The organism is Lentzea sp. NPDC005914 (assembly GCF_040629405.1).
GTDB lineage: Bacteria > Actinomycetota > Actinomycetes > Mycobacteriales > Pseudonocardiaceae > Lentzea.
In genome coordinates this window covers 268,029-287,141 of record NZ_JBEXVQ010000009.1, presented here as the reverse complement: position 1 = coordinate 287,141, position 19,113 = coordinate 268,029, and the positions used below count along the sequence as shown (strand labels likewise).

Sequence of the window (19,113 nt, the reverse complement as noted above, 5' to 3'; positions counted from 1 at the left end):
AGCGCACGTTCACGCGGCAGGATGGTGTCCGAAAGGAGCACAGCGTGCGCAAACTGCCTGCCGAACGTGTGACGAAGGCGATCGACGACCCGGCCACCCCGCTGTGGCGCGGGACGATTGCGCTACGCATAGTCACATTCCTCTTCGCGGCGGCGAACGTGATCGCGAACCAGCGCGAATACGTCCGGCCGTGGCTCGCGTGGACGACGCTCGGGGTGATGGCTCTGTGGTCCGTCTTCACCAGCCGCGCCTACAGCACGACGTGGGGCAGGCGCTGGCCGTTCGTGCTGGTCGACCTGGCGCTGACCTGCGGGCTCATGTCGCTGTCGCCCCTGATCATGTCCGACCACCAGCTGCTGACCCTGAACGTCCCGTTGATCACGACGATCTGGGCGTGCGTTCCGGCGGTCGCGCTGGGAGCGCTCGGCGGCGCCTACGCGGGCTTCGCGGGCGGACTGGTCGTCGGCCTCTCCACCTATCTGTCCAAGGGCGTGCCGAGTCTCGACCTGCTGCGCGACGTGGTGTTGCTCGCCGGTGCCGGCATGGTCGTGGGCATGGCGTCGGCCACCGCACGGCGTTCGGCGGTGCTGCTCGCCCAGGCGTTGCGCGCCGAAGCGGCGACGGCAGAACGGGAACGGCTCGCGCGTTCGATCCACGACAGCGTCCTGCAGGTGCTCGCCCGCGTGCGCAAACGCGGGCTCGAAGTCGGTGGCGAGGCCGCGGAACTGGCCAGGCTCGCCGGTGAGCAGGAGGTCGCGCTGCGGAACCTGGTGGCCGCCGCGCCGACCGACTCCACTGTGGACGGAGAGATCGACCTGCGCCCCGGCCTGCAGCTCCTCGCCACGCCGCGGATTCAGGTCTCCACCCCGGCCACGCAGGTGATGCTCAAGGCGACGGCGGCGGGAGAGCTCCACTCGCTGGTCCGCGAAGCACTGTCCAACGTGGACAAGCACGCCGGTGAGGACGCGCGGGCGTGGGTGTTGCTCGAAGATCTCGGCGAAGAAGTCGTGTTGAGTGTCCGTGACGATGGTCCGGGCATTCCGGACGGCCGGATCGCCTCCGCCGCGGCGGAGGGCAGGATGGGGATCGAGAAATCGATCAAAGGCCGGGTGGAGTCGCTCGGTGGCACGCTCGAGCTCCAGACCGGGCCGGGGGAGGGCACGGAATGGGAGGTTCGGGTGTTCAGGAAGGGGGCGGCAAGATGACGGTCTCGGTGATGGTCGTGGACGACCACCCGATGTGGCGCGAAGGCGTGGCACGCGACCTGGCGGAGCGCGGTTTCGAGATCGTGGCGACCGCCGGCGACGCCGGTTCGGCCGTGCGCATCGCGAAGGCCGTGCGGCCCAACGTGGTGCTGATGGACCTCAACCTCGGTGAGCTCTCCGGCGTCGACGCGACCCTGCTGATCACCAGTGAGCTGCCGGAGACGCGCGTGCTCGTGCTGTCCGCGTCCGGCGAGCACGACGACGTGCTGCAGGCCGTGAAAGCGGGCGCGTCCGGTTACCTGGTGAAGTCCGCGTCCTCGGAGGAACTGGTCGAGGCCGTGACCCGCACCGCCGCCGGTGACGCCGTGTTCACCGCCGGCCTCGCGGGCCTGGTGCTGGGCGAGTACCGGCGCATGGCCGCCGCGCCGGACGACTCGAAGGACAAGCCGGAGCTCACCGAACGCGAGACCGAGGTGCTCCGTCTGGTGGCCAAGGGCCTGACCGCACGACAGATCGCGAACCGCCTGGTGATCTCCCACCGCACGGTCGAAAACCACGTCCAGTCGACATTGCGGAAACTTCAACTGCACAACCGGGTGGAGCTGGCGCGTTATGCCATCGAGCACGGTCTCGACGCCGAACCGGAGGCAGGGAAATGACAGACCCCAGAGAGTTACGCGTGTCCGACCCCGAACGTGAGCACGTCGTCAGCCTGCTGAACAAGGCGGTCGGCCGCGGCATGATCACCCTCGACGAGTTCACGGTCCGCACGGACACCGCTCTCAGCGCCGTGACCAGGGCAGACCTCAACGCCGTGCTGATCGACCTGCCCGGCATGGTCAACAACGAGGTCGCCCACGCACGCACCGAACTGAAGAACACGATGAGCACCACGACCCGCAAGGGCCACTGGGTGGTGCCGCGCGAGCTCGTCATCCGCAACACCCTGGGCACCACCAACCTCGACTTCACGCAGGCCGAGGTGCCGCCGCTGGTCAACGTCGACCTGGACGTGTCGCTGGGCACGGTGAAGCTCCTGCTGCCGGCGGGGTCGTCGGTCAACGCGGACGGTGTCGAGATCACCGCCGGCGAGCTGAAGGACAAGGTCCACAACGCCGTCGGCAACCCGCACTTCCAGCTCAAGGGCGCGGTGCGCGGCGGGACCGTGGTGATCAAGCGCAAGCGCTGATCTGCGCCCGCTCACCTCACCCCGCAGGATCGAGGCATGCGATGTCTCGTGACCGGCGCGACCGGCTACCTCGGCGGACGGCTCGTGCCCAGGCTGCTGGCCGAAGGTCACGAGGTCCGCTGCCTCGTGCGGTCACCGGAGAAGCTGCGCGACGTCCCGTGGGCCGAGAACGTCGAGATCGTCAAAGGTGACGTGCTCGGCGATCTCGACGACGCCATGCGGGACGTCGAGGTCGTCCACTACCTCGTGCACTCGCTGAACTCGGAGGACTTCGCCGCCGCGGACCGCAAGGCCGCCGACAACACCGCACGGGCCGCCGAACGCGCGGGCGTGCGGCGGATCGTCTACCTGGGCGGACTGCATCCCGCTACCGAGGAGCTGTCACCTCATCTGGCCTCCCGCAAGGAGGTCGGGGAGGTGTTCCTGCGGTCGGGCGTGCCGGCCGTGGTGCTGCAGGCCGCGGTGATCATCGGGTCGGGGTCGGCGAGCTTCGAGATGCTGCGCTACCTGACCGAACGGCTGCCGGTCATGATCACGCCGCGCTGGGTGCACAACCGGATCCAGCCGATCGCGGTCCGGGACGTGCTGCGGTACCTGGTCGGCGCGACGACGCTCGAAGGGCAGAACCGGACGTTCGACGTCGGCGGGCCGGACGTGCTCACGTACCTGGAGATGATGCTGAGGTACGCGCGGGTCGCCGGGCTGCCCAGGCGCCGCGTGCTGCCGGTGCCCGTGCTGACTCCCGGGCTGTCGTCGCACTGGGTCAACCTGATCACGCCGGTGCCGAGGTCGATCGCGAAGCCGTTGATCGAGTCGCTGGTGCACGAGGTGGTGTGCCGTGAGAACGACGTCCGGGAGCTGCTGCCCGGTGAGAACGTCGGCTACGACAAGGCCGTCGAGCTCGCGCTCTCCAAGATCCGCGACGCCGACGTGGAGACCCGCTGGTCAGGGGCTTCCACTCCCGGCGCGCCGAGTGAGCCGCTGCCGAGCGACCCCGACTGGTCCGGTGGTTCGGTCTACGTCGACGAGCGCGAACGCGGCACCACGGCGACGCCCGAACGGTTGTGGGAGGTCGTCGAGGGCATCGGCGGCGAACGCGGCTGGTACTCGTTTCCGCTGGCCTGGGCCGTCCGGGGCTGGATGGACCGGCTCGCGGGCGGCGTGGGTCTGCGAAGAGGCCGCCGGGATCCGCACCGGTTGAACATCGGTGAGGCGCTCGACTGGTGGCGGGTCGAAGAGCTCGAGCGCGGACGGCTGCTGCGGCTCAGAGCCGAGATGAAGGTGCCGGGTCAGGCCTGGCTCGAGCTTCGAGTGGCAGGCAACGGGGGACACGGGTCCACTTACCGCCAACGCGCCGTGTTCGTGCCAAAAGGGCTCGCCGGGCACCTCTACTGGGCGGTGGTCTGGCCGTTTCACGGCGTGGTGTTCGGCGGCATGGTGCGCAACATCGCCAATGAAGCCGAGCTTCACAATAAATGAAGAAAGTCCTGATGGACTGCACAAGCCGCAAGGGTGAGACTTCCCGCATGAAGGCTCTCGTCAAGGTCGCCGCTGGGCCTGGCCTCGAACTGACCGACGTTCCCGACCCCACGCCGGGTCCGACGGACGTGCTGGTCAGGGTCCTGCGCACCGGCATCTGCGGCACCGACCTGCACATCGACTCGTGGGACGACTGGGCGGCGCAGAACATCAAGGCGCCCCTCACGCTCGGGCACGAGTTCGTCGGTGAGGTCGCCGAGGTCGGCGCGTCCGTCACCGGCGTCAAGGTCGGCGACCTGGTCAGCGGCGAGGGCCACCTCGTGTGCGGGACCTGCCGCAACTGCAAGGCCGGACGCAGGCACCTGTGCGCCAACACCAAGGGCCTCGGCGTGCACTCCAACGGCGCGTTCGCCAAGTACGTCGTGCTGCCCGAGCAGAACGCGTGGGTGCACCGCACGCCCGTCGACCTGGACGTGGCCGCGATCTTCGACCCGTTCGGCAACGCCGTGCACACCGCGTTGAGCTTCCCGGTCATCGGCGAGGACGTGATCATCACGGGCGCCGGGCCGATCGGCATCATGGCCGCGGCCGTGGCCAAGCACGCGGGTGCGCGCAACGTCGTGATCACCGACGTCTCCGAGCACCGGCTGGACCTCGCCCGCAAGGTCGGTGTCGACCTCGCGGTGAACGTCGCCGAGAAGACGATCGAGCAGGCGCAGGCAGAACTGAGCATGGCTGAGGGCTTCGACGTCGGCATGGAGATGTCCGGAAAGCCGTCCGCCCTCCAGAGCATGATCGCGAACATGGCGCACGGCGGTCGCATCGCGATGCTGGGGCTGCCGGCGGAACAGTTCCCCGTCGACTGGAGCAGCGTCGTGCTGAAGATGCTGCACATCAAGGGGATCTACGGCCGCGAGATGTTCGAGACCTGGTACTCGATGACCGTGCTGTTGCAGCGCGGTCTCGACCTCGCGCCGGTCATCACGCACCGGTACGACTTCACGCAGCACGCGGAGGCCTTCGCCACCGCGCGCGAAGGCAAGTGCGGCAAGGTCATCCTCGACTGGACGGGAGCCTGATGTACGGCGAGCTGAAGAACGACCTCCTCAAGACCATCGAGGAGATCAGGGAGGCCGGGCTCTACAAGTCCGAGCGCGTGATCGGCACCCCGCAGAACGCCGCCGTCCGGGTCGGCCAGGGCGACGAGGTCCTGAACTTCTGCGCCAACAACTACCTCGGTCTCGCCGACCACCCTCAGCTCATCGTGGCCGCGAAGAAGGCTCTCGACGACTGGGGCTTCGGCATGGCGTCCGTCCGGTTCATCTGCGGCACCCAGGAACCGCACAAGGAACTGGAGCGCAAGCTCAGCGAGTTCCTCGGCACCGAGGACACGATCCTCTACAGCTCGTGCTTCGACGCGAACGGCGGTCTGTTCGAGACGCTGCTCGGCGCCGAGGACGCGATCATCTCCGACGAGCTGAACCACGCGTCGATCATCGACGGCGTGCGGCTGTCCAAGGCCCGCAGGTTCCGCTACAAGAACCGCGACATGGACGACCTCGAGCGCCAGCTCAAGGACTCCGCCGACGCGCGCTACCGGCTGATCGCCACCGACGGCGTGTTCTCGATGGACGGCTACCTCGCACCGCTCGACGAGATCTGCGACCTGGCCGAGCGGTACAACGCGCTGGTCATGGTCGACGACTCGCACGCCGTCGGCTTCACCGGACCGACCGGCCGCGGCACGCCCGAGCTCTTCGGCGTGCAGGACCGGGTCGACATCGTCACCGGCACGCTCGGCAAAGCGCTGGGTGGCGCGTCGGGCGGCTACACGTCCGGCCGCAAGGAGATCGTCGAACTGCTGCGCCAGCGCTCGCGCCCGTACCTGTTCTCGAACTCGCTCGCGCCGTCGATCACCGCCGCCGCGATCGCCACGCTGGACATGCTGTCGAATTCCTCCGAGTTGCTCACCCAACTGCGCGCCAACACCGAGCTGTTCCGCCGCAGGATGACCGAGGAGGGCTTCGACCTGCTCCCCGGCGAGCACCCGATCATCCCGGTGATGATCGGCGACGCGGCCGAGGCGGGCCGGCTCGCCGACCTGTTGCTGGAGCAGGGCATCTACGTGATCGGCTTCTCGTACCCGGTGGTGCCGCACGGCAAGGCGCGGATCCGCACGCAGATGTCGGCCGCGCACACCACCGAGGACGTGAACCGGGCGGTCAACGCGTTCGTCGCCGCACGCGCCAAGATGTGACCCCAGTCACACAACGGTAAGAATCTCAACGGTCAGCGCACTACCTCGTGAAGAGGGAGGGGCGATCGTGGAGGACTTCTCGGGGGTCTACCGCGAGTGTTACCCGCGAGTGCTCGCCTATGCCGCGAGCCACGCGGGGGCACAGCGAGCGGAGGACATCACCAGCGAGACCTTCACGATCGCCTGGCGCAAGCTCGACCAGATGCCGTCGAACGCCCTGCCGTGGTTGCTCGGCATAGCCCGCAACCTGGTGAAAGCCTCGCGCAGGCAGGTGTGGCACGACGAGATCGAAGACATCCCGATCACCGACGACTTCGTGCGGTTCGTGGAGCTGCGAGCGGCGCTGGCCAGCCTGTCGGAGGCCGACCAGGAAGTGCTCACGCTGATCGCGTGGCACGGTCTGCCGGCCGCGGAGGCCGCGCAGGTGCTCGGTTGCACCACAGCGACGTACTTCGTGCGGCTGCATCGCGCCCGTCGACGGTTGAAGGCCGCTCTCTCGACACCGAACTCCGACCGTGCGAGGGAGTCATGGAAGACCTCATGAAGGACCTGGCTCAGGCCAAGCCGCCGGAGCCCGAGGTCGACCGCGAACGGATGGAACGCGACCTCGCACGCATCATCACGCTGCCGCGGGAGCGGTCCGTCAGGACGCTGTTCCTCAAGCGGTTCGCTCCCTTGCTGGTCGCGGCCGGGGTGATCGCGCTCGTGGTCGTCCTGCTGCCCAAGCCCACCCCGCCCGTGCAGCCCGCCGGGCCCGCGAGGTGGTGGCACGCGTTGACGCGGCAGTGGTCGATGATGATCGTCGGCGATCCCGCGAACCCGTACGCCGTCTTCATCGACTCCAAGACCGACCGGTGGCAGTCCGCGAACCAGCAGATCACGGTCCTGCAGAAGGACGGGGACGTGCAGCCGTTCTCCCTGGAGCGCGACACCGACCCGTGGGAGGCGGCGGGCAGGCCGGCGAAGGTGCCCCAGATCGGCGGAACGCACCTGGTGCGCATCGGGCCGATGAAGCCGGCCGTGCAGAAGACCGACGTCTCCGGGTTCCAGATGTCGCTGCACAGCGCGGCGCGTTTCGACTCGCTCGACGCGCTGCCCGCGGACCCGCCGGAGCTGAAGCAGGCCCTGGAGACCATCGTGGGCAACGACCCCTACCGAATCGGGTCGCTCGCGATGGAGCTGATGGCCTCGAACGTGCGCCAGGACCAGCGGCAGGCGGCGTTCGAGCTGCTCAAGACCCTCGACGGGGCCCGGTTCCTCGGCGAGGTGCGGCTGAGCGAGGAACGCAAGGGCATCGGCGTGGCGATCCCGGCGCCGCCGACCTTCCAGTTCTCCGGTGTCGAGACGCAACTGGTGATCGACCCGGAGACCGGCATGCCGCTGGTCAGGCGGGACATGCTCACCGCGGCCCAGCACAACCTGCCCGCGAACTCGCCCATCTCGGTGGAGGAGTACCTCCTGCTGGAACAGGTGACGATCGACCCGATCGTGCCGCAGGACGTCCCCGTGAACGGCGAAGTGGAATCCCCCATCATTGAGCGGTGATCGACCCACGACGGCTCCGCGTACTGCGCGCGTTGGCTGACTACGGCACCGTGACGGCTGCGGCCGCGGCACTGCACCTCACGCCGTCAGCGGTGTCGCAGCAGCTCGCGGCCCTGGAGTCGGAGGCCGGGCATCCGCTGCTGCTGCGCAAGGGACGCCGCGTCTCGCTGACTCCCGCGGGCGAACTGCTCGTCGCGCACGCCCATGCCGTTGCGGCAGAACTGGAACGCGCACAGGCCACTTTGGACGCTCTGACCTCCGGAACTTCCGGACGGGTCGCGATCGCCGCCTTCGCCTCGGCGATCACGCTGGTGGTGGCGCCCGCGCTGGCATCGTTGCGGGAGCGGTCGATCGAGCTGTCGGTGCGGGACGCCGAGGGGCACGAGAGCGTGCGGCTGCTGCTGGACGGCGAGATCGACGTGGCGATCACCGAGGAGCACCGGTCGACGGATCGCTTCACCACGTTTCCGCTGTACACCGAACCTTTCGACGTGGTGCTGCCGCCGGGTCACGCGCTCACCGGACCGGTGGACCTCGCCGCGCTGGCCGACGAGGACTGGGTCGTGACGCTGCCGGGAAATCCGCTGCGGGACGTCGTGGAGATGGCGTGCGCGCAGGCCGGGTTCACGCCGCGAATCCGGCACACGTCTGACGACTTCCGCGCGATCCAGGCGTTGGTGGCTGCGGGCGGCGGGGTGGCGTTGGCGCCTCGCAACGCCGTTCGTGGTGTACCTGTGGCCGGTGTCGCGCCACTAAGACGCGTCGTTGCTGCTGTACGACGTGGAACAGAAGACCACCCGTTGATTCAGGTCGTGCTCGAAGAATTGAACCGCCTCCAATAACTACTTCCTTCAGGGAAATTCGGGCGGAAACGATGGAGCGAAGGGGATCCGTACTTCTAGCTTCATCGACATGCCACGACGAATTTCCAGCGTGGTGGGACGGGAGTTCGGCGAGGGCGTCCGGCACGCCATCAAGGAGACCCACCTGACCCACCGCACGCTCGCCGAAGCACTCGACTGGGACCCCGCCAAGCTCTCCGACCTCGTGCGGGGCAAGGGTGGAGTCGGCGAGAGCGACCTCAAGCAGCTGCTCGGGTACTGCCACGTCAAGCCGGACGAAGTGCGGCGGTTGCTGACGCTTTTCCACGAGTCGCGAGAGAACGCCTACCTGCAGATCCCCGCTCAGGTGCGAAGCATCATCACCCAGGAACGACTCGCCAATTCCATCACGGCTCTGTCGCTCAACCTCGTACCCGGTCGGCTCCAGACCGCCGACTACATGCGCGCTCTCGTCGCAGGAGCAGCCCGCTCAGCGTCGATCGACTACGAGGAGGTCATCGCCGCGAAGCTGGCTCGCCGCGAACTCTTCCACTGGAGTCGGCAGTTCCTCTTCTACATCCACGAACAGGCCTTGCATCTCCCGGTGGGTGGCCCGGACGTGATGAAAGACCAGCTTCTCCATCTTCTGGCGATGGCCCAGCGCAGCTACATCACTTTGCGAATCGTGCCCACCGCGATCGGCGCGCATGCCGGGGTGTCGGGTGCGTTCACGCTGCTGGAGTACGAGAAGTTCGAGCCAGTCGTCTACCTGGACAGCAAGAACTCCAGCCTCTTCCTCGAAGACAAGGACACGCTGAACACCTACACCACCGTGCTCAAGCTCCTCGACCAGCAGGCGTTGGATGCGGAACACTCGAAGGAGCTGATCACCAGCATCCTGATCTGAGGAGATGTTCCGCATGCCGGTCTGGCGCAAGAGCAGCTACAGCATCGAAGGGGAAGACTGCGTCGAGATCGGACGTGGCATCGGCATCCGGGACAGCAAAGCGCCGACCACGCACATGCCCGTGTCGGACAAGGCGTGGTCGGCGTTCCTCGAACTAGTGCGGAGCCCGCGCGGCTAGCTTCGCCGTCGCCGGGTCAGCCGCCGCCAACGCGCCACGAGCGGCGAGCTGGCAGATGTCCATGCTGGACGTCGCGAGCTTGGCGCCGACAATCGCGAGAGCCGTGTGGTTCATCGACAGCGACGTCACGCCCATGCCGATGAGCACGCACGCGAGCAACGGGTCGGCCGCCGCTTCACCGCACACGCCGATGGACTTTCCGGCAGCGGTCGCCGCCTCGCCGACCTGCGCGATCAGGCGCAGCAACGCCGGCTGCCACGGGTCGTTCAACGCGGCCACGCCACCGAGCTGGCGGTCAGCGGCGAAGACGTACTGCGCGAGGTCGTTGGTGCCGATGGAGATGAAGTCGACGACCTGCAGGATCTCGCGCGCGGACAACGCGGCCGACGGAACCTCGACCATCACGCCGGCCCGGGAAATCCCAGCCTGGCGGGCACGGGCGACGAACCACGAGGCCTCGGCGGCGGTCGCGACCATCGGGGCCATGACCGAGACGTCGGCCCCGGAGGACGCAGCCGCGGCGGCGATGGCCTGGAGCTGCCGGTCGAGCACCTCGGGTCGGTCGAACGCGACGCGCAGGCCGCGAACGCCCAGGGCCGGGTTGGGCTCGGGGTCCGGGTTCAGAAACGCCAGCGGCTTGTCCGCACCCGCGTCGAGGGTGCGCACCACAACCGGCTTGCCCTTGAACGGCGCCAGAACAGCCTCATAGGCAGCAGTCTGCTCAGCAACACTCGGCTCCTCCGCCGCGTCGAGGAAGCAGAACTCCGTGCGGAACAAGCCGACGCCCTCCGCACCGGCGGCGGCAGCGGCGGCAGCGTCCGCGGGGGAGCCGACGTTGCCGAGCACCTTCACGCGGTGGCCGTCCTTGAGCACGCCCACGCCGTTCCACGTGGCCTTCTTGCCGCCACCGGCCGCGCGGACCTTGCCGTCCGACTCGCGAACCTGACCGGTGTCGCCGTCGACCTCGAGAGCAGGAACGTCCAACGCCAGCACGCCACGGCACGCGACGACGGCCGGGATGCCCAGCGAACGAGCCAAGATCGCGGTGTGCGAGGTGGGGCCGCCCTCCTCGGTCACCAGGGCGAGGACCTTCGAGGGGTCGAGGCCCGCGGTGTCGGCGGGCGCGAGATCACGCGCCACCAGCACCGACTGCGAGGTCAGGTCGGGAACGCCGGGGGCGGGCAGACCCAGGAGCTCGGCCACCACGCGGTCGCGGACGTCCTGGACGTCGCGGGCGCGTTCGGCCATGTAGCCACCGGCGGCCTGCAGTGCGGAGATGAACTTCGCGGCGGCCTGGTGCACCGCGCGGGCGGCGGGAAGCCCCTCGTCCACGACGAGCTTCTCGGCCGACTTGATCAGGGAGGGGTCGCCGGCCATCGTCGCCGTCGTCTCCAGAACGGCGCGCGCCTCGCCCTCGACGGACTTCGCGCGCTCCATCAGGCGCTGTGCGACGACCTCGGTCGCCGGGCGGATCCGGGAGGCCTCTTCCTTTGTATCCGCAGGTCGCGGACCCAGCGGAGGTTCCGGCAGGGACTCAGCGACCCTGACCACTGGGCCGGAAGCCCGGCCGCTGCTGACACCGACACCGCTCAGCCGCGCGCTCGACATGGTCTAGACCATACCCTTCCACCGGGAACCGACGACAGCTCAGTGTGACTAATTCAGCGGCGGGATGCGGAAAGCAGCGGAGCTGGTGGTCGTGGCGTAACGCAGAAGTGCGTCCCCGTCGATCATCCGATACATCGTGTTCACAAACGTCTTCAGCTCGCGCTGGTACGAGATGAAGAGCAGACCCTCGGCGTAGTTGTAGGAGCGGCGCAGCATCAGGCCCGCGCCCGCCATCAGCGGATGCGCCCGCCGGACGTGCGCGTCGGCCGGGATGACGTACTCGCCGTCCGGGGTCTTTGCCGACAAATCGACCTCTTCGCCGCCGGACAACGGCACGGCGTCGTGCTTCCGGCGCCCGAACACCCGCTCCTGATCAGCGACGGGCAACGCCTCGAAGGCCGCGAAGTCGAGCTTGATCCGGCGCACGACCGCGATCGTCGACCCGTCCGGCAGCCAGACCTCCTGATCGAACTCGTCAGGGGTCTTCGGGACGACGATGCCGTCCCTGAAACCCAACCCGTTCGTGCGATCGGCGTTGCAGAAGCCCTGCTCACGCCACCGCAACCGCCCGTCGGGCCGCACCCTGGCGACAGCGTCCCGCACGGCGTCCGGATCGTCCCCGCAGATCTGCAGGAACAACCGCCCGCCGAGGTCCTGCGGCCGGACCGCGTCGCCGGGGAACTCCGGCAGCCCGTCGATCCCGCGCCCCCACGTCACCGTTAGCGAGGAGCTGACCTGCGCAGACGGCACCGCGGCCGCGTCCCACACGGAGACATCAGCGTGCAGTTGCTGAGGCGTGGCGACGCCCGGCTGGCGTTCAGGCGCACCACAGCCGCCAAGTAGTCCAAGAGCAGCAGCGCCGTACAGCAGACGGCGGCGTGAGAGTTGGCCCACAGGGGCAGTGTGTCAGTAGGCCGAACAGAGCAGTACGGTGACCGGCTGTGCGCTCTCCGTACGTCCTGACAGCAGTGCTTTTGGTCGCCGGTTGCTCGTCGGCGGCGCAACCGAAGCTCGGCCCCGAGATCACCGTCCCGGCGCAGCTGAGCACCATCCAGGCTGCCGTCGACGCGGCGCAGGAAGGCGCGACCATCGTCGTCGCCCCCGGCGTCTACAAGGAGTCCGTGCAGGTCAGGACCAAGGGCCTCACGATCAGGGGCACCCAGCGCGGCAGCGTGATCATCGACGGCGAGGTCAAGCGCGCCAACGGGATCGTCGTGACCGCGCCGGACGTGCAGATCCAGAACCTGACCGTGCGCAACCACACGCTGAACGGCGTGCTCGTCACCGGACTGAGTGAAAACGGCGGGATGGGCCGCGGCAGCAACGGCTACACGAAGCTCGACCCGCAGAAGTTCCCGCCGGTGCAGGGCTTCCGCATCTCGTACGTGACGGCGAGCAACAACGCGCTGTACGGCATCTACGCGTTCGACGCCCAGCACGGCGTGATCGAGCAGAGCTACGCGAGCGGCAGTGCGGACTCCGGCTTCTACGTGGGCCAGTGCAAACCGTGCGACATCGTCGTGCGCGGCAACGTCGCCGAGCGCAACGCCGTCGGCTACGAGGGCACGAACGCGTCCGGCCAGATGTACGTGCTGGGCAACAGGTTCAGTGGCAACCGCGTCGGCATGACCTCGAACTCCGACTACCAGGAGGCGTTCGTGCCGCAGGAGGACGCCACGGTCGTCGGCAACCTCGTCTCCGACAACTCGGAGGCGCTCTCACCCGCGCAGGCCGACGGCGCGTTCGGTCTGGGCCTCGGCATCGCGGGCGGCACGAGGAACACGGTGTCCCGCAACCTGATCACCGGCAACCCCGGCACCGGAATCGCGCTCGGGTCCAGTGAGGACATGGCGCCGCTCGACAACCGCTTCGACGACAACGTGATCACCCACAACGGCCAGGACGTCCTGTACGTGGCCACGAAACGCGCGCCTGGCAGGAACAACTGCGTCGAGGGCCGGTGCTACGAGGGCGTCGGCGACCCGCTGCCGAAACCCGCCGCACCGCGCGGAATCCCGTTCAACCAGGTCGCGGCGCCACCGATGCAGCCGGAGATGCCGGACGGCCCGTTGCCGGACAAGGCGCCGAACGTCGAGAAGTACGCGGTGCCGACCGAGGACCTCTTCGAAGACCGCGCGGCGGTGCGGTCGTGAAGAAGACGCTCGCTCTGCTGCTGGTCCTGTCGGCCTGCAGCTCCACGCCCGACGCGCGCCCGCTCTCGATCCCCGAGGCGGAACGGCTGGCACTGGTCCGGTTCTCCAACTACACCACCGGGGTCTCCGCCTTCACCGCGTCCGTGCCGTCGGCCGGCGGCAAGCTCGTGCTGGACGGCCGCGTCGACTTCGTGAACCACCTCGGCTACGCGGGCATGCGCACGGACGGCCGCGACGACCAGTTCTCCAAGGGGCTGGTGCAGTGGAACCTCGGCAGGATGGCGTTCGCGATCAACCCGTCCACCAAGCCGGTCGACCCGGTCCCGGTGATCGACTGGCAGGTCCGCGAACTGCAGGAACGCGGGTCCGAACTGGACGGTGCGCTGCGGCTGCTGGTGAACCTCGGCTCGGACCGCCCGGAGAACGCCCAGCTGCTGTTGCAGAGCTCGGCGCGCTGGCTGCGGTCGGACAGGATCGGCGACACGGCCGTCGACATCTTCGAGGGCCCGAAGCAGAAGACCGCGACCGACGCCCGGCTGCACTACTGGCTCGACGCCGACGGCAAGCTCCGCAGGCTGGAAGCCAAGCTGGGCAGCCAGGAGGAGTTCGCCGTCTTCGACTTCACCGGCTCGGCCCAGCCGGTGCAGGTCATTCCGCCGCTGGGGCGCTGACCTCGGCGGCGGTCGGGTAGGACGGCTGCGCACCGGCCTTCGTCACCGACAGCGCGGCCACCTTCACGGCGTACTCGGCTGCGACGACGACCCGGTCGCCCGCGGCCAGCCGTGCGGAGAAAGCACCGGCGAAGGCGTCGCCAGCACCGGTCGTGTCGACGACCTTCTCGACCTTGATCCCGGGGATCTCCACGACCCCGGCGGGAAGAACCACGGCCACGCCGCGTTCGCCCAACGTGACGATCGCCGTGTGCGGGCCGAGTCGCAGCAGGTGGCGCCAGTCCGACACGAGTTGCGCGGCCTCGTGCTCGTTCACGATCAACGTCGTGAGCTGCTTGAGCGTCTCCGCGGGCAACTCGGCGACCGGCGACAGGTTCAGCACCGTCTTCACGCCGGCCTTCGAAGCTGCGTCGATCGCGTGGATCACCGTCTCCAGCGGCACTTCCAGCGAGCACGTCAGCACGCTCGCACCGTCGAACGACAGAGCGTCCACATCGGACTTCGAGACGTCCGCGTTGGCGCCTGGGGACACGACGATGGAGTTCTCGCCGTCCGGAGTCACGGTGATGTAAGCGATCCCGGTCGGCCGCGCGGAAGTCTTCACCAACGCGGTGTCGACGCCGGACGACTCCAGCGACTCACGCAGCAGCGAGCCGTATCCGTCGCCACCAACAGCACCTACGAGCGCAACGGAAGCACCGACACGAGCGGCGGCAACGGCCGTGTTCGCTCCCTTGCCACCGGGGAGCACGACGGTGTCACCGCCGAGCACGGTCTCACCGCCGCCGGGCCGCCTGCCGACCTCGACCACGAGGTCGGCGTTGGCGGACCCGAGCACGAGCAGAGGCTTCGTCACTTCTGGAACTCTGCCACGTTCTGCTTCGTGATGACCTTCACCTCGACGTCCACGACCTGCTGAACGGCCTCGCCCTTCGACGCCTTGACCGCCTGCTCGACGGCCCGAGACCCGAGCAGCTTCGGCTGCTGCGCGATGGTCGCGACGAGCGTGCCGTCCTGGATCGCCTTCAGGCCGTCCGGCGTGCCGTCGAAGCCGACGACCATGACGTCCTTGCCGGCACGCGCGCCGAGCGCCTTGATCGCACCGAGCGCCATCTCGTCGTTCTCGGCGAAGATCCCCTTGATGCCGGGGTGGCCCTGCAGCAGGTTCGTGGTCTCGTTGAGGGCCTTGGCGCGGTCGAAGTCCGCGACGGCGGTGGCGGCGACCTTGATGTTGCCGCTGTTCAGGCCCTGCTCGAAGCCCTGGCCGCGGTCACGCGACGCCGACGCGCCCGGAATGCCCTTGAGGTGTGCGACCTCGCCGGAGGTGGCGCGGCCGAGCTCGATGGCGGCGAGGCTGCCACCGGAGACGTTGTTCGAGGCGACCTCGGCGGCGACCTTGCCCTCGACCGAGCGGTCGACCGAGATCAGCGGGATGTCCGCCATCTCGGCGGCCTTGGCGGCGGGCGCGGACTGCTTGGAGTCGACCGGGTTCAGGATGATCGCCTTGACGCCCTGGGTCACCATCGTCTGCACCTGGTTGACCTGGTTCGTCGCGTCGTTCTGCGCGTCGACCACGGTGAGCTCGGCCCCGAGCTGGTTCGCCATCTCCTGCGCGCCCTGCTGCAGTTCCACGAAGAACGGGTTGTTCAAAGTGGACACCGCGAGGCCGATGGTGATGCCGCTTCCTCCGGACGCCCCTGTTCCGCTGCACCCGGTCGCCAGCAGAGCTGCGGCACCGAGCGTCAACGCGATCCGTCGGGTCACCTTCATTGGTGTCTTCCTTACCTGTTGCGGGTTTTCTCAGCGACGGCGAAGTGAGTCGAGCAGCGCGGCGAGAGCGATCACCGCACCGATGACGACCTGCTGCCAGAACGGCGGCACTTGCAGCAGGTTGAGGCCGTTGCGCAGGACGGCGAGCACAAGTGCGCCGACCAACGTCCCGGTGGCGCGGCCAACGCCACCGGACAACGACGCACCGCCGATGACGACCGCGGCGATCGCGTCGAGCTCGTAGCCGACCGCTGCCTGCGGACCGGCGGACCCGAGCCGTCCCGCGAGCACGAGGCCCGCGGCGGCGGCGAACAGGCCGCTCAGCGCGTAGATCCAGAGCTTCTGCTTCCGGACGTCGATGCCGCTGAGCTTGGCTGCTTCCTCGTTGCCGCCGATCGCGTACATGCGGCGGCCGAGGTTGGTGCGCGTGAGGATCAGGCCGGTGATGCCGAAGAACGCCAGCATCAGCAGCAGTGGCAACGGAACCATCGGCGCGAGGTTCGAGCCGAGGAACGTGACCATGGCGTCGGTCTCGTGCGGCTGGCCTTCGGAGATCACCAGCGTGAGACCGCGGGCAACGCTCAGCATCGCCAGCGTCGCGATGAACGGCGGCAACTTGCCGTAGCTGACCAACGCGCCGTTCACCAGACCGCACACCGCACCGACGACCAGGCCGATCGGTCCGGCGGTGAGAGCGCCGACCATCGCGGCCAGTGCGGCGATGCTGCCGACGGACAGGTCGATACCGCCGGCGACCACCACGAACGTCATGCCGAACGCCATGATCGCGATGACCGCGGCCTGCACGCCGACGTTGAGCAGGTTCTGCGCGTTGAGGAACGCCGGCTGCATGACCGCGATGACCAGGGCCAGGATCAGGAGCCCGGCGAGGGCACCATTTTCGCTGGCGTGCTTGCGAATGCTGATCGTGCTCACGCTGAAATCTCCTGCACGGCGAGTGCCATCACCTGGTCTTGGGTCGCGCCCTTGGGCAGCTCACCGGCCACACGGCCGTGCGCCATCACGACGACGCGGTCGCTCATCCCGATCACCTCGGGCAGATCGCTGGACACGAGCAGCACGGCCCGGCCCTGCGCGGTCATGCGGTTGATCAGCTCGTAGATCTCGACCTTGGCGCCGACGTCGACACCGCGCGTGGGCTCGTCGAGGATCAGCACCTTCGGATCGGCCAGCAGCCACTTGCCGATGACGACCTTCTGCTGGTTGCCGCCGGAGAGTTCCTTCACGGGCTGCTCGATGCGGCCCTTGATCCGGAGCTTGCCCGCGATGTCGCGCAGGCGCTTCTGGTCGCGGTTCTCCAGCGTGGCCAGCTCGAGGTTCTCGCCGACGGTCGCGGTCAGCACCAGGCCCTGGCCTTTGCGGTCCTCCGGCACCAGCCCGAGTCCTGCCCTGATCGCGGCCTGGACGTTCCCGCGCGGCAACGGTTTCCCGGCGACCTGGACCGTTCCGTAGTCGTAGTCGTCCACACCGAACGCCGCTCGCGCGACTTCCGTTCGTCCCGCACCGACCAGACCGGCGATGCCGACGACCTCGCCCGCGTGGACCTCGATGGTGATGTCGCGGAACACGCCGCGCCTGGTGAGGTTCGAGATGCTGAGCAACGGCCGGCCCGGACGCTGCTTCGCGCGCGGGTACTGCTCTTCGATGGAGCGGCCGACCATCAGCTCGATCATGTGCTGCGTGGACACGCCCGGTCCGAGGACACCGACCGACCTGCCGTCGCGGAGAACGGTGATGCGGTCCGCGATGCGCTGGATCTCGTCCAGGTGGTGGGTGATGAAGACGAGCCCGACGCCGTTCTTGCGCAGCTGGGCCATGATCTGCAGCAACCGGTCTGTCTCGGTGTCGGTGAGGACCGCGGTCGGCTCGTCGAGGATCAGCACGCCGGCGTTCTTGTCCAGCGCGCGGGCGATCTCGATCATCTGCTGCTGGGCGATGCCGAGGTCCTTGACCTTGGCGTTCGGGTCGACGTCCAGTCCGACGCGTTCGAGCAGACGTGGTGCCCTGCGGCGCATCTCGGCGCGGTCGACGAACCCGTACTTGCGCGGCAGCCGGTTGAGGAACAGGTTCTCCGCGACGCTCAGTTCGGGGACGAGCGCGAGCTCCTGGTGGATGACCGCGAGGCTGGCCTTGCCCTCGATCGTGCCCGCGTCGTGGCTGTGGATGCCCGCGAGCACCTTGACCAGCGTGGACTTGCCGGCGCCGTTCTCGCCGAGCAGGACGTGGACCTCGCCCGCGTTGATGTCGAGGTCGACGCCGTCCAACGCCTTCGTGGAACCGAAGTGCTTGGTGATGCCACGGGCGGTGATCAGGGCGTTCACAGTTCGGCCTCCCCGCACGAACCGCGCAGCACGAGCTTCCCGGAGAGGCGGACGTCGTCGGGCTGGCGGCCGTTGATCAGGTCGAGCAGGCTGCGGGCGGCCGCGCGGCCCATCTCCACGGTCGGCTGCGCGATGACCGTGATCGGCGGGTCGAGCAGCGCGAACCACGGCTGGTCGTCGAACACCGCGAGCGCGATGTCGTGCGGAATCCGCAGGCCACGAGCCCTGATCTCGCTCAGCGCGCCGAGACCCATCAGGTTGTCCATCGCAACCAGCGCGGTGACGCCGTCGTCGATCAGCTTGGCGGCGGCCTGGCTGCCGCTCTCCTGCCGGAAGTCGCCGTGCACGACGCGCGCGATGCCACCGAGCTCCCCGGTGAACACGGCACTGCGTTCTCTCCCGGTGGAGGTGTCCGGCGGTCCCGCGATCACGCCGATGCGGGAGTGGCCGGCGCCGACGAGCCGCCGGGCGAGCGCGGTCAATGCCTCGCTGCCGTCGGCGCGGACGACGGGGCATGTGGCGCCCCTGACCGTCCGGTCGAGCAGGACGAGCGGAACGCCGCCTGCGCTCACTTCGCGAACCAGACTCGGGTCGTCGGTCGCGGGGCACAGCAGGAGGCCGTCCACCCGGCGGTCGAGCAGGGTGCGCACGTAGGTGGCCTCCTGCTCGGCGCTCTCGTCGGCGTTCCCGATCACGACGCAGTAGCCGTGTGACCGGGCTTCGTCCTCGACCGCTCGGGCGATCTCGGCGAAGAACGGGTTCAGCAGGTCGCTGATGACCAGACCGAGGGTCTGGGTGCTGGTGGTCCTGAGGGATCGCGCCAGGGCGTTGGGCCGGTAGCCGAGCTCGTCGATCGCGGCGAACACCCGCTCGCGGGTCTCGGGGGTCGGCGCGGCATGGCCGTTGAGCACGCGCGACACGGTGGCCGTGGAGACGCCGGCGTGCTGCGCGACGTCCTTCATGGTCGTCACGGGCCAGAAGTTAATCG

20 protein-coding genes are annotated in these 19,113 nt (G+C 68.6%); 13 read left to right on the top strand and 7 right to left on the bottom strand.

Annotated elements, in window-relative coordinates:
- The first annotated feature begins 44 nt into the window (after positions 1-44).
- The 11 genes from ABZ345_RS16090 to ABZ345_RS16040 all read left to right on the top strand — a co-directional run bounded on the left by ABZ345_RS16090 (position 45) and on the right by ABZ345_RS16040 (position 9,581).
- On the top strand, positions 45-1,205 hold the full coding sequence (locus ABZ345_RS16090) for a DUF5931 domain-containing protein (RefSeq protein WP_359848245.1): 1,161 nt from the start codon (positions 45-47) through the stop codon (positions 1,203-1,205).
- Entirely contained in the window at positions 1,202-1,864 is a 663-nt protein-coding gene (locus ABZ345_RS16085) for a response regulator transcription factor (protein ID WP_359848242.1), read from the top strand. Before ABZ345_RS16090 ends, ABZ345_RS16085 begins: the two co-directional genes overlap by 4 nt.
- Positions 1,865-1,884: 20 nt before the next feature.
- Positions 1,885-2,394, top strand: a complete 510-nt coding sequence (locus ABZ345_RS16080) for a DUF1707 domain-containing protein (RefSeq protein ID WP_359848239.1) — start codon at positions 1,885-1,887, stop codon at positions 2,392-2,394.
- Between the two features lie 36 nt (positions 2,395-2,430).
- A complete protein-coding gene (locus ABZ345_RS16075; protein ID WP_359848236.1) occupies positions 2,431-3,873 on the top strand; it encodes an SDR family oxidoreductase in 1,443 nt (480 codons plus the stop codon).
- Between the two features lie 47 nt (positions 3,874-3,920).
- A complete protein-coding gene (gene tdh, locus ABZ345_RS16070) occupies positions 3,921-4,952 on the top strand; it encodes an L-threonine 3-dehydrogenase (protein ID WP_359848233.1) in 1,032 nt (343 codons plus the stop codon).
- Complete coding sequence (locus tag ABZ345_RS16065; protein ID WP_359848230.1) at positions 4,952-6,130, top strand: glycine C-acetyltransferase; 1,179 nt, start codon at positions 4,952-4,954, stop codon at positions 6,128-6,130. The genes tdh and ABZ345_RS16065 overlap by 1 nt, the downstream gene beginning before the upstream one ends.
- 67 nt (positions 6,131-6,197) lie before the next feature.
- Positions 6,198-6,674, top strand: a complete 477-nt coding sequence (locus ABZ345_RS16060; RefSeq protein WP_359848227.1) for an RNA polymerase sigma factor — start codon at positions 6,198-6,200, stop codon at positions 6,672-6,674.
- A complete protein-coding gene (locus ABZ345_RS16055) occupies positions 6,659-7,675 on the top strand; it encodes a hypothetical protein (protein WP_359848224.1) in 1,017 nt (338 codons plus the stop codon). Before ABZ345_RS16060 ends, ABZ345_RS16055 begins: the two co-directional genes overlap by 16 nt.
- The gene (locus ABZ345_RS16050) at positions 7,672-8,517 is read left to right on the top strand and encodes a LysR family transcriptional regulator (protein WP_359848221.1); all 846 of its coding nucleotides are present in this window, start codon (positions 7,672-7,674) and stop codon (positions 8,515-8,517) included. The genes ABZ345_RS16055 and ABZ345_RS16050 overlap by 4 nt, the downstream gene beginning before the upstream one ends.
- A gap of 70 nt (positions 8,518-8,587) precedes the next feature.
- A complete protein-coding gene (locus tag ABZ345_RS16045) occupies positions 8,588-9,403 on the top strand; it encodes a helix-turn-helix transcriptional regulator (protein WP_359848218.1) in 816 nt (271 codons plus the stop codon).
- A gap of 4 nt (positions 9,404-9,407) precedes the next feature.
- Positions 9,408-9,581 carry a DUF397 domain-containing protein gene (locus tag ABZ345_RS16040; RefSeq protein WP_359848215.1) on the top strand — a complete coding sequence of 58 codons (174 nt, stop codon included), beginning with the start codon at positions 9,408-9,410 and terminating at the stop codon, positions 9,579-9,581.
- Here ABZ345_RS16040 and ptsP read toward each other — a convergent pair.
- Positions 9,558-11,189, bottom strand: coding sequence for a phosphoenolpyruvate--protein phosphotransferase (gene ptsP / locus ABZ345_RS16035; RefSeq protein WP_359848212.1), 1,632 nt, complete (start codon positions 11,187-11,189; stop codon positions 9,558-9,560). The genes ABZ345_RS16040 and ptsP overlap by 24 nt on opposite strands.
- A 48-nt stretch (positions 11,190-11,237) precedes the next feature.
- Positions 11,238-12,083, bottom strand: coding sequence for a Dyp-type peroxidase (locus tag ABZ345_RS16030; RefSeq protein WP_359848209.1), 846 nt, complete (start codon positions 12,081-12,083; stop codon positions 11,238-11,240).
- A 47-nt stretch (positions 12,084-12,130) separates the two neighbouring features.
- On the opposite strand from ABZ345_RS16030, the gene ABZ345_RS16025 reads away from it, so the two are divergent.
- Both ABZ345_RS16025 and ABZ345_RS16020 read left to right on the top strand, forming a co-directional pair.
- The gene (locus ABZ345_RS16025; protein ID WP_359848206.1) at positions 12,131-13,342 is read left to right on the top strand and encodes a right-handed parallel beta-helix repeat-containing protein; all 1,212 of its coding nucleotides are present in this window, start codon (positions 12,131-12,133) and stop codon (positions 13,340-13,342) included.
- The gene (locus ABZ345_RS16020; protein WP_359848203.1) at positions 13,339-14,013 is read left to right on the top strand and encodes a hypothetical protein; all 675 of its coding nucleotides are present in this window, start codon (positions 13,339-13,341) and stop codon (positions 14,011-14,013) included. Before ABZ345_RS16025 ends, ABZ345_RS16020 begins: the two co-directional genes overlap by 4 nt.
- Here ABZ345_RS16020 and ABZ345_RS16015 read toward each other — a convergent pair.
- Genes ABZ345_RS16015 through ABZ345_RS15995 form a run of 5 tightly spaced genes read right to left on the bottom strand, consistent with a single transcriptional unit; the run spans position 13,991 to position 19,087 of the window.
- Entirely contained in the window at positions 13,991-14,869 is an 879-nt protein-coding gene (locus ABZ345_RS16015) for a ribokinase (RefSeq protein ID WP_359848200.1), read from the bottom strand. The genes ABZ345_RS16020 and ABZ345_RS16015 overlap by 23 nt on opposite strands.
- A complete protein-coding gene (locus ABZ345_RS16010; RefSeq protein ID WP_359848197.1) occupies positions 14,866-15,783 on the bottom strand; it encodes a substrate-binding domain-containing protein in 918 nt (305 codons plus the stop codon). The genes ABZ345_RS16015 and ABZ345_RS16010 overlap by 4 nt, the downstream gene beginning before the upstream one ends.
- A gap of 30 nt (positions 15,784-15,813) precedes the next feature.
- Positions 15,814-16,719, bottom strand: a complete 906-nt coding sequence (locus tag ABZ345_RS16005) for an ABC transporter permease (RefSeq protein WP_359848194.1) — start codon at positions 16,717-16,719, stop codon at positions 15,814-15,816.
- Positions 16,716-18,125 (bottom strand): sugar ABC transporter ATP-binding protein, encoded by a 1,410-nt coding sequence (locus ABZ345_RS16000; protein ID WP_359848191.1) that lies wholly within the window; start codon positions 18,123-18,125, stop codon positions 16,716-16,718. Before ABZ345_RS16000 ends, ABZ345_RS16005 begins: the two co-directional genes overlap by 4 nt.
- On the bottom strand, positions 18,122-19,087 hold the full coding sequence (locus ABZ345_RS15995; protein ID WP_359848358.1) for a LacI family DNA-binding transcriptional regulator: 966 nt from the start codon (positions 19,085-19,087) through the stop codon (positions 18,122-18,124). The genes ABZ345_RS16000 and ABZ345_RS15995 overlap by 4 nt, the downstream gene beginning before the upstream one ends.
- Positions 19,088-19,113 lie beyond the last annotated feature (26 nt).

What these genes read in the sequence shown, in the direction of transcription:
- ABZ345_RS16055 (WP_359848224.1), top strand. Translation starts at nt 6,659, where the DNA reads ATGGAAGACCTCATGAAGGACCTGGCTCAGGCCAAGCCGCCGGAGCCC.
- ABZ345_RS16065 (WP_359848230.1), top strand. Translation starts at nt 4,952, where the DNA reads ATGTACGGCGAGCTGAAGAACGACCTCCTCAAGACCATCGAGGAGATC.
- ABZ345_RS15995 (WP_359848358.1), bottom strand. Translation starts at nt 19,087, where the DNA reads ATGAAGGACGTCGCGCAGCACGCCGGCGTCTCCACGGCCACCGTGTCG.
- tdh (WP_359848233.1), top strand. Translation starts at nt 3,921, where the DNA reads ATGAAGGCTCTCGTCAAGGTCGCCGCTGGGCCTGGCCTCGAACTGACC.
- ABZ345_RS16085 (WP_359848242.1), top strand. Translation starts at nt 1,202, where the DNA reads ATGACGGTCTCGGTGATGGTCGTGGACGACCACCCGATGTGGCGCGAA.
- ABZ345_RS16045 (WP_359848218.1), top strand. Translation starts at nt 8,588, where the DNA reads ATGCCACGACGAATTTCCAGCGTGGTGGGACGGGAGTTCGGCGAGGGC.
- ABZ345_RS16040 (WP_359848215.1), top strand. Translation starts at nt 9,408, where the DNA reads ATGTTCCGCATGCCGGTCTGGCGCAAGAGCAGCTACAGCATCGAAGGG.
- ptsP (WP_359848212.1), bottom strand. Translation starts at nt 11,189, where the DNA reads ATGTCGAGCGCGCGGCTGAGCGGTGTCGGTGTCAGCAGCGGCCGGGCT.
- ABZ345_RS16010 (WP_359848197.1), bottom strand. Translation starts at nt 15,783, where the DNA reads ATGAAGGTGACCCGACGGATCGCGTTGACGCTCGGTGCCGCAGCTCTG.
- ABZ345_RS16075 (WP_359848236.1), top strand. Translation starts at nt 2,431, where the DNA reads ATGCGATGTCTCGTGACCGGCGCGACCGGCTACCTCGGCGGACGGCTC.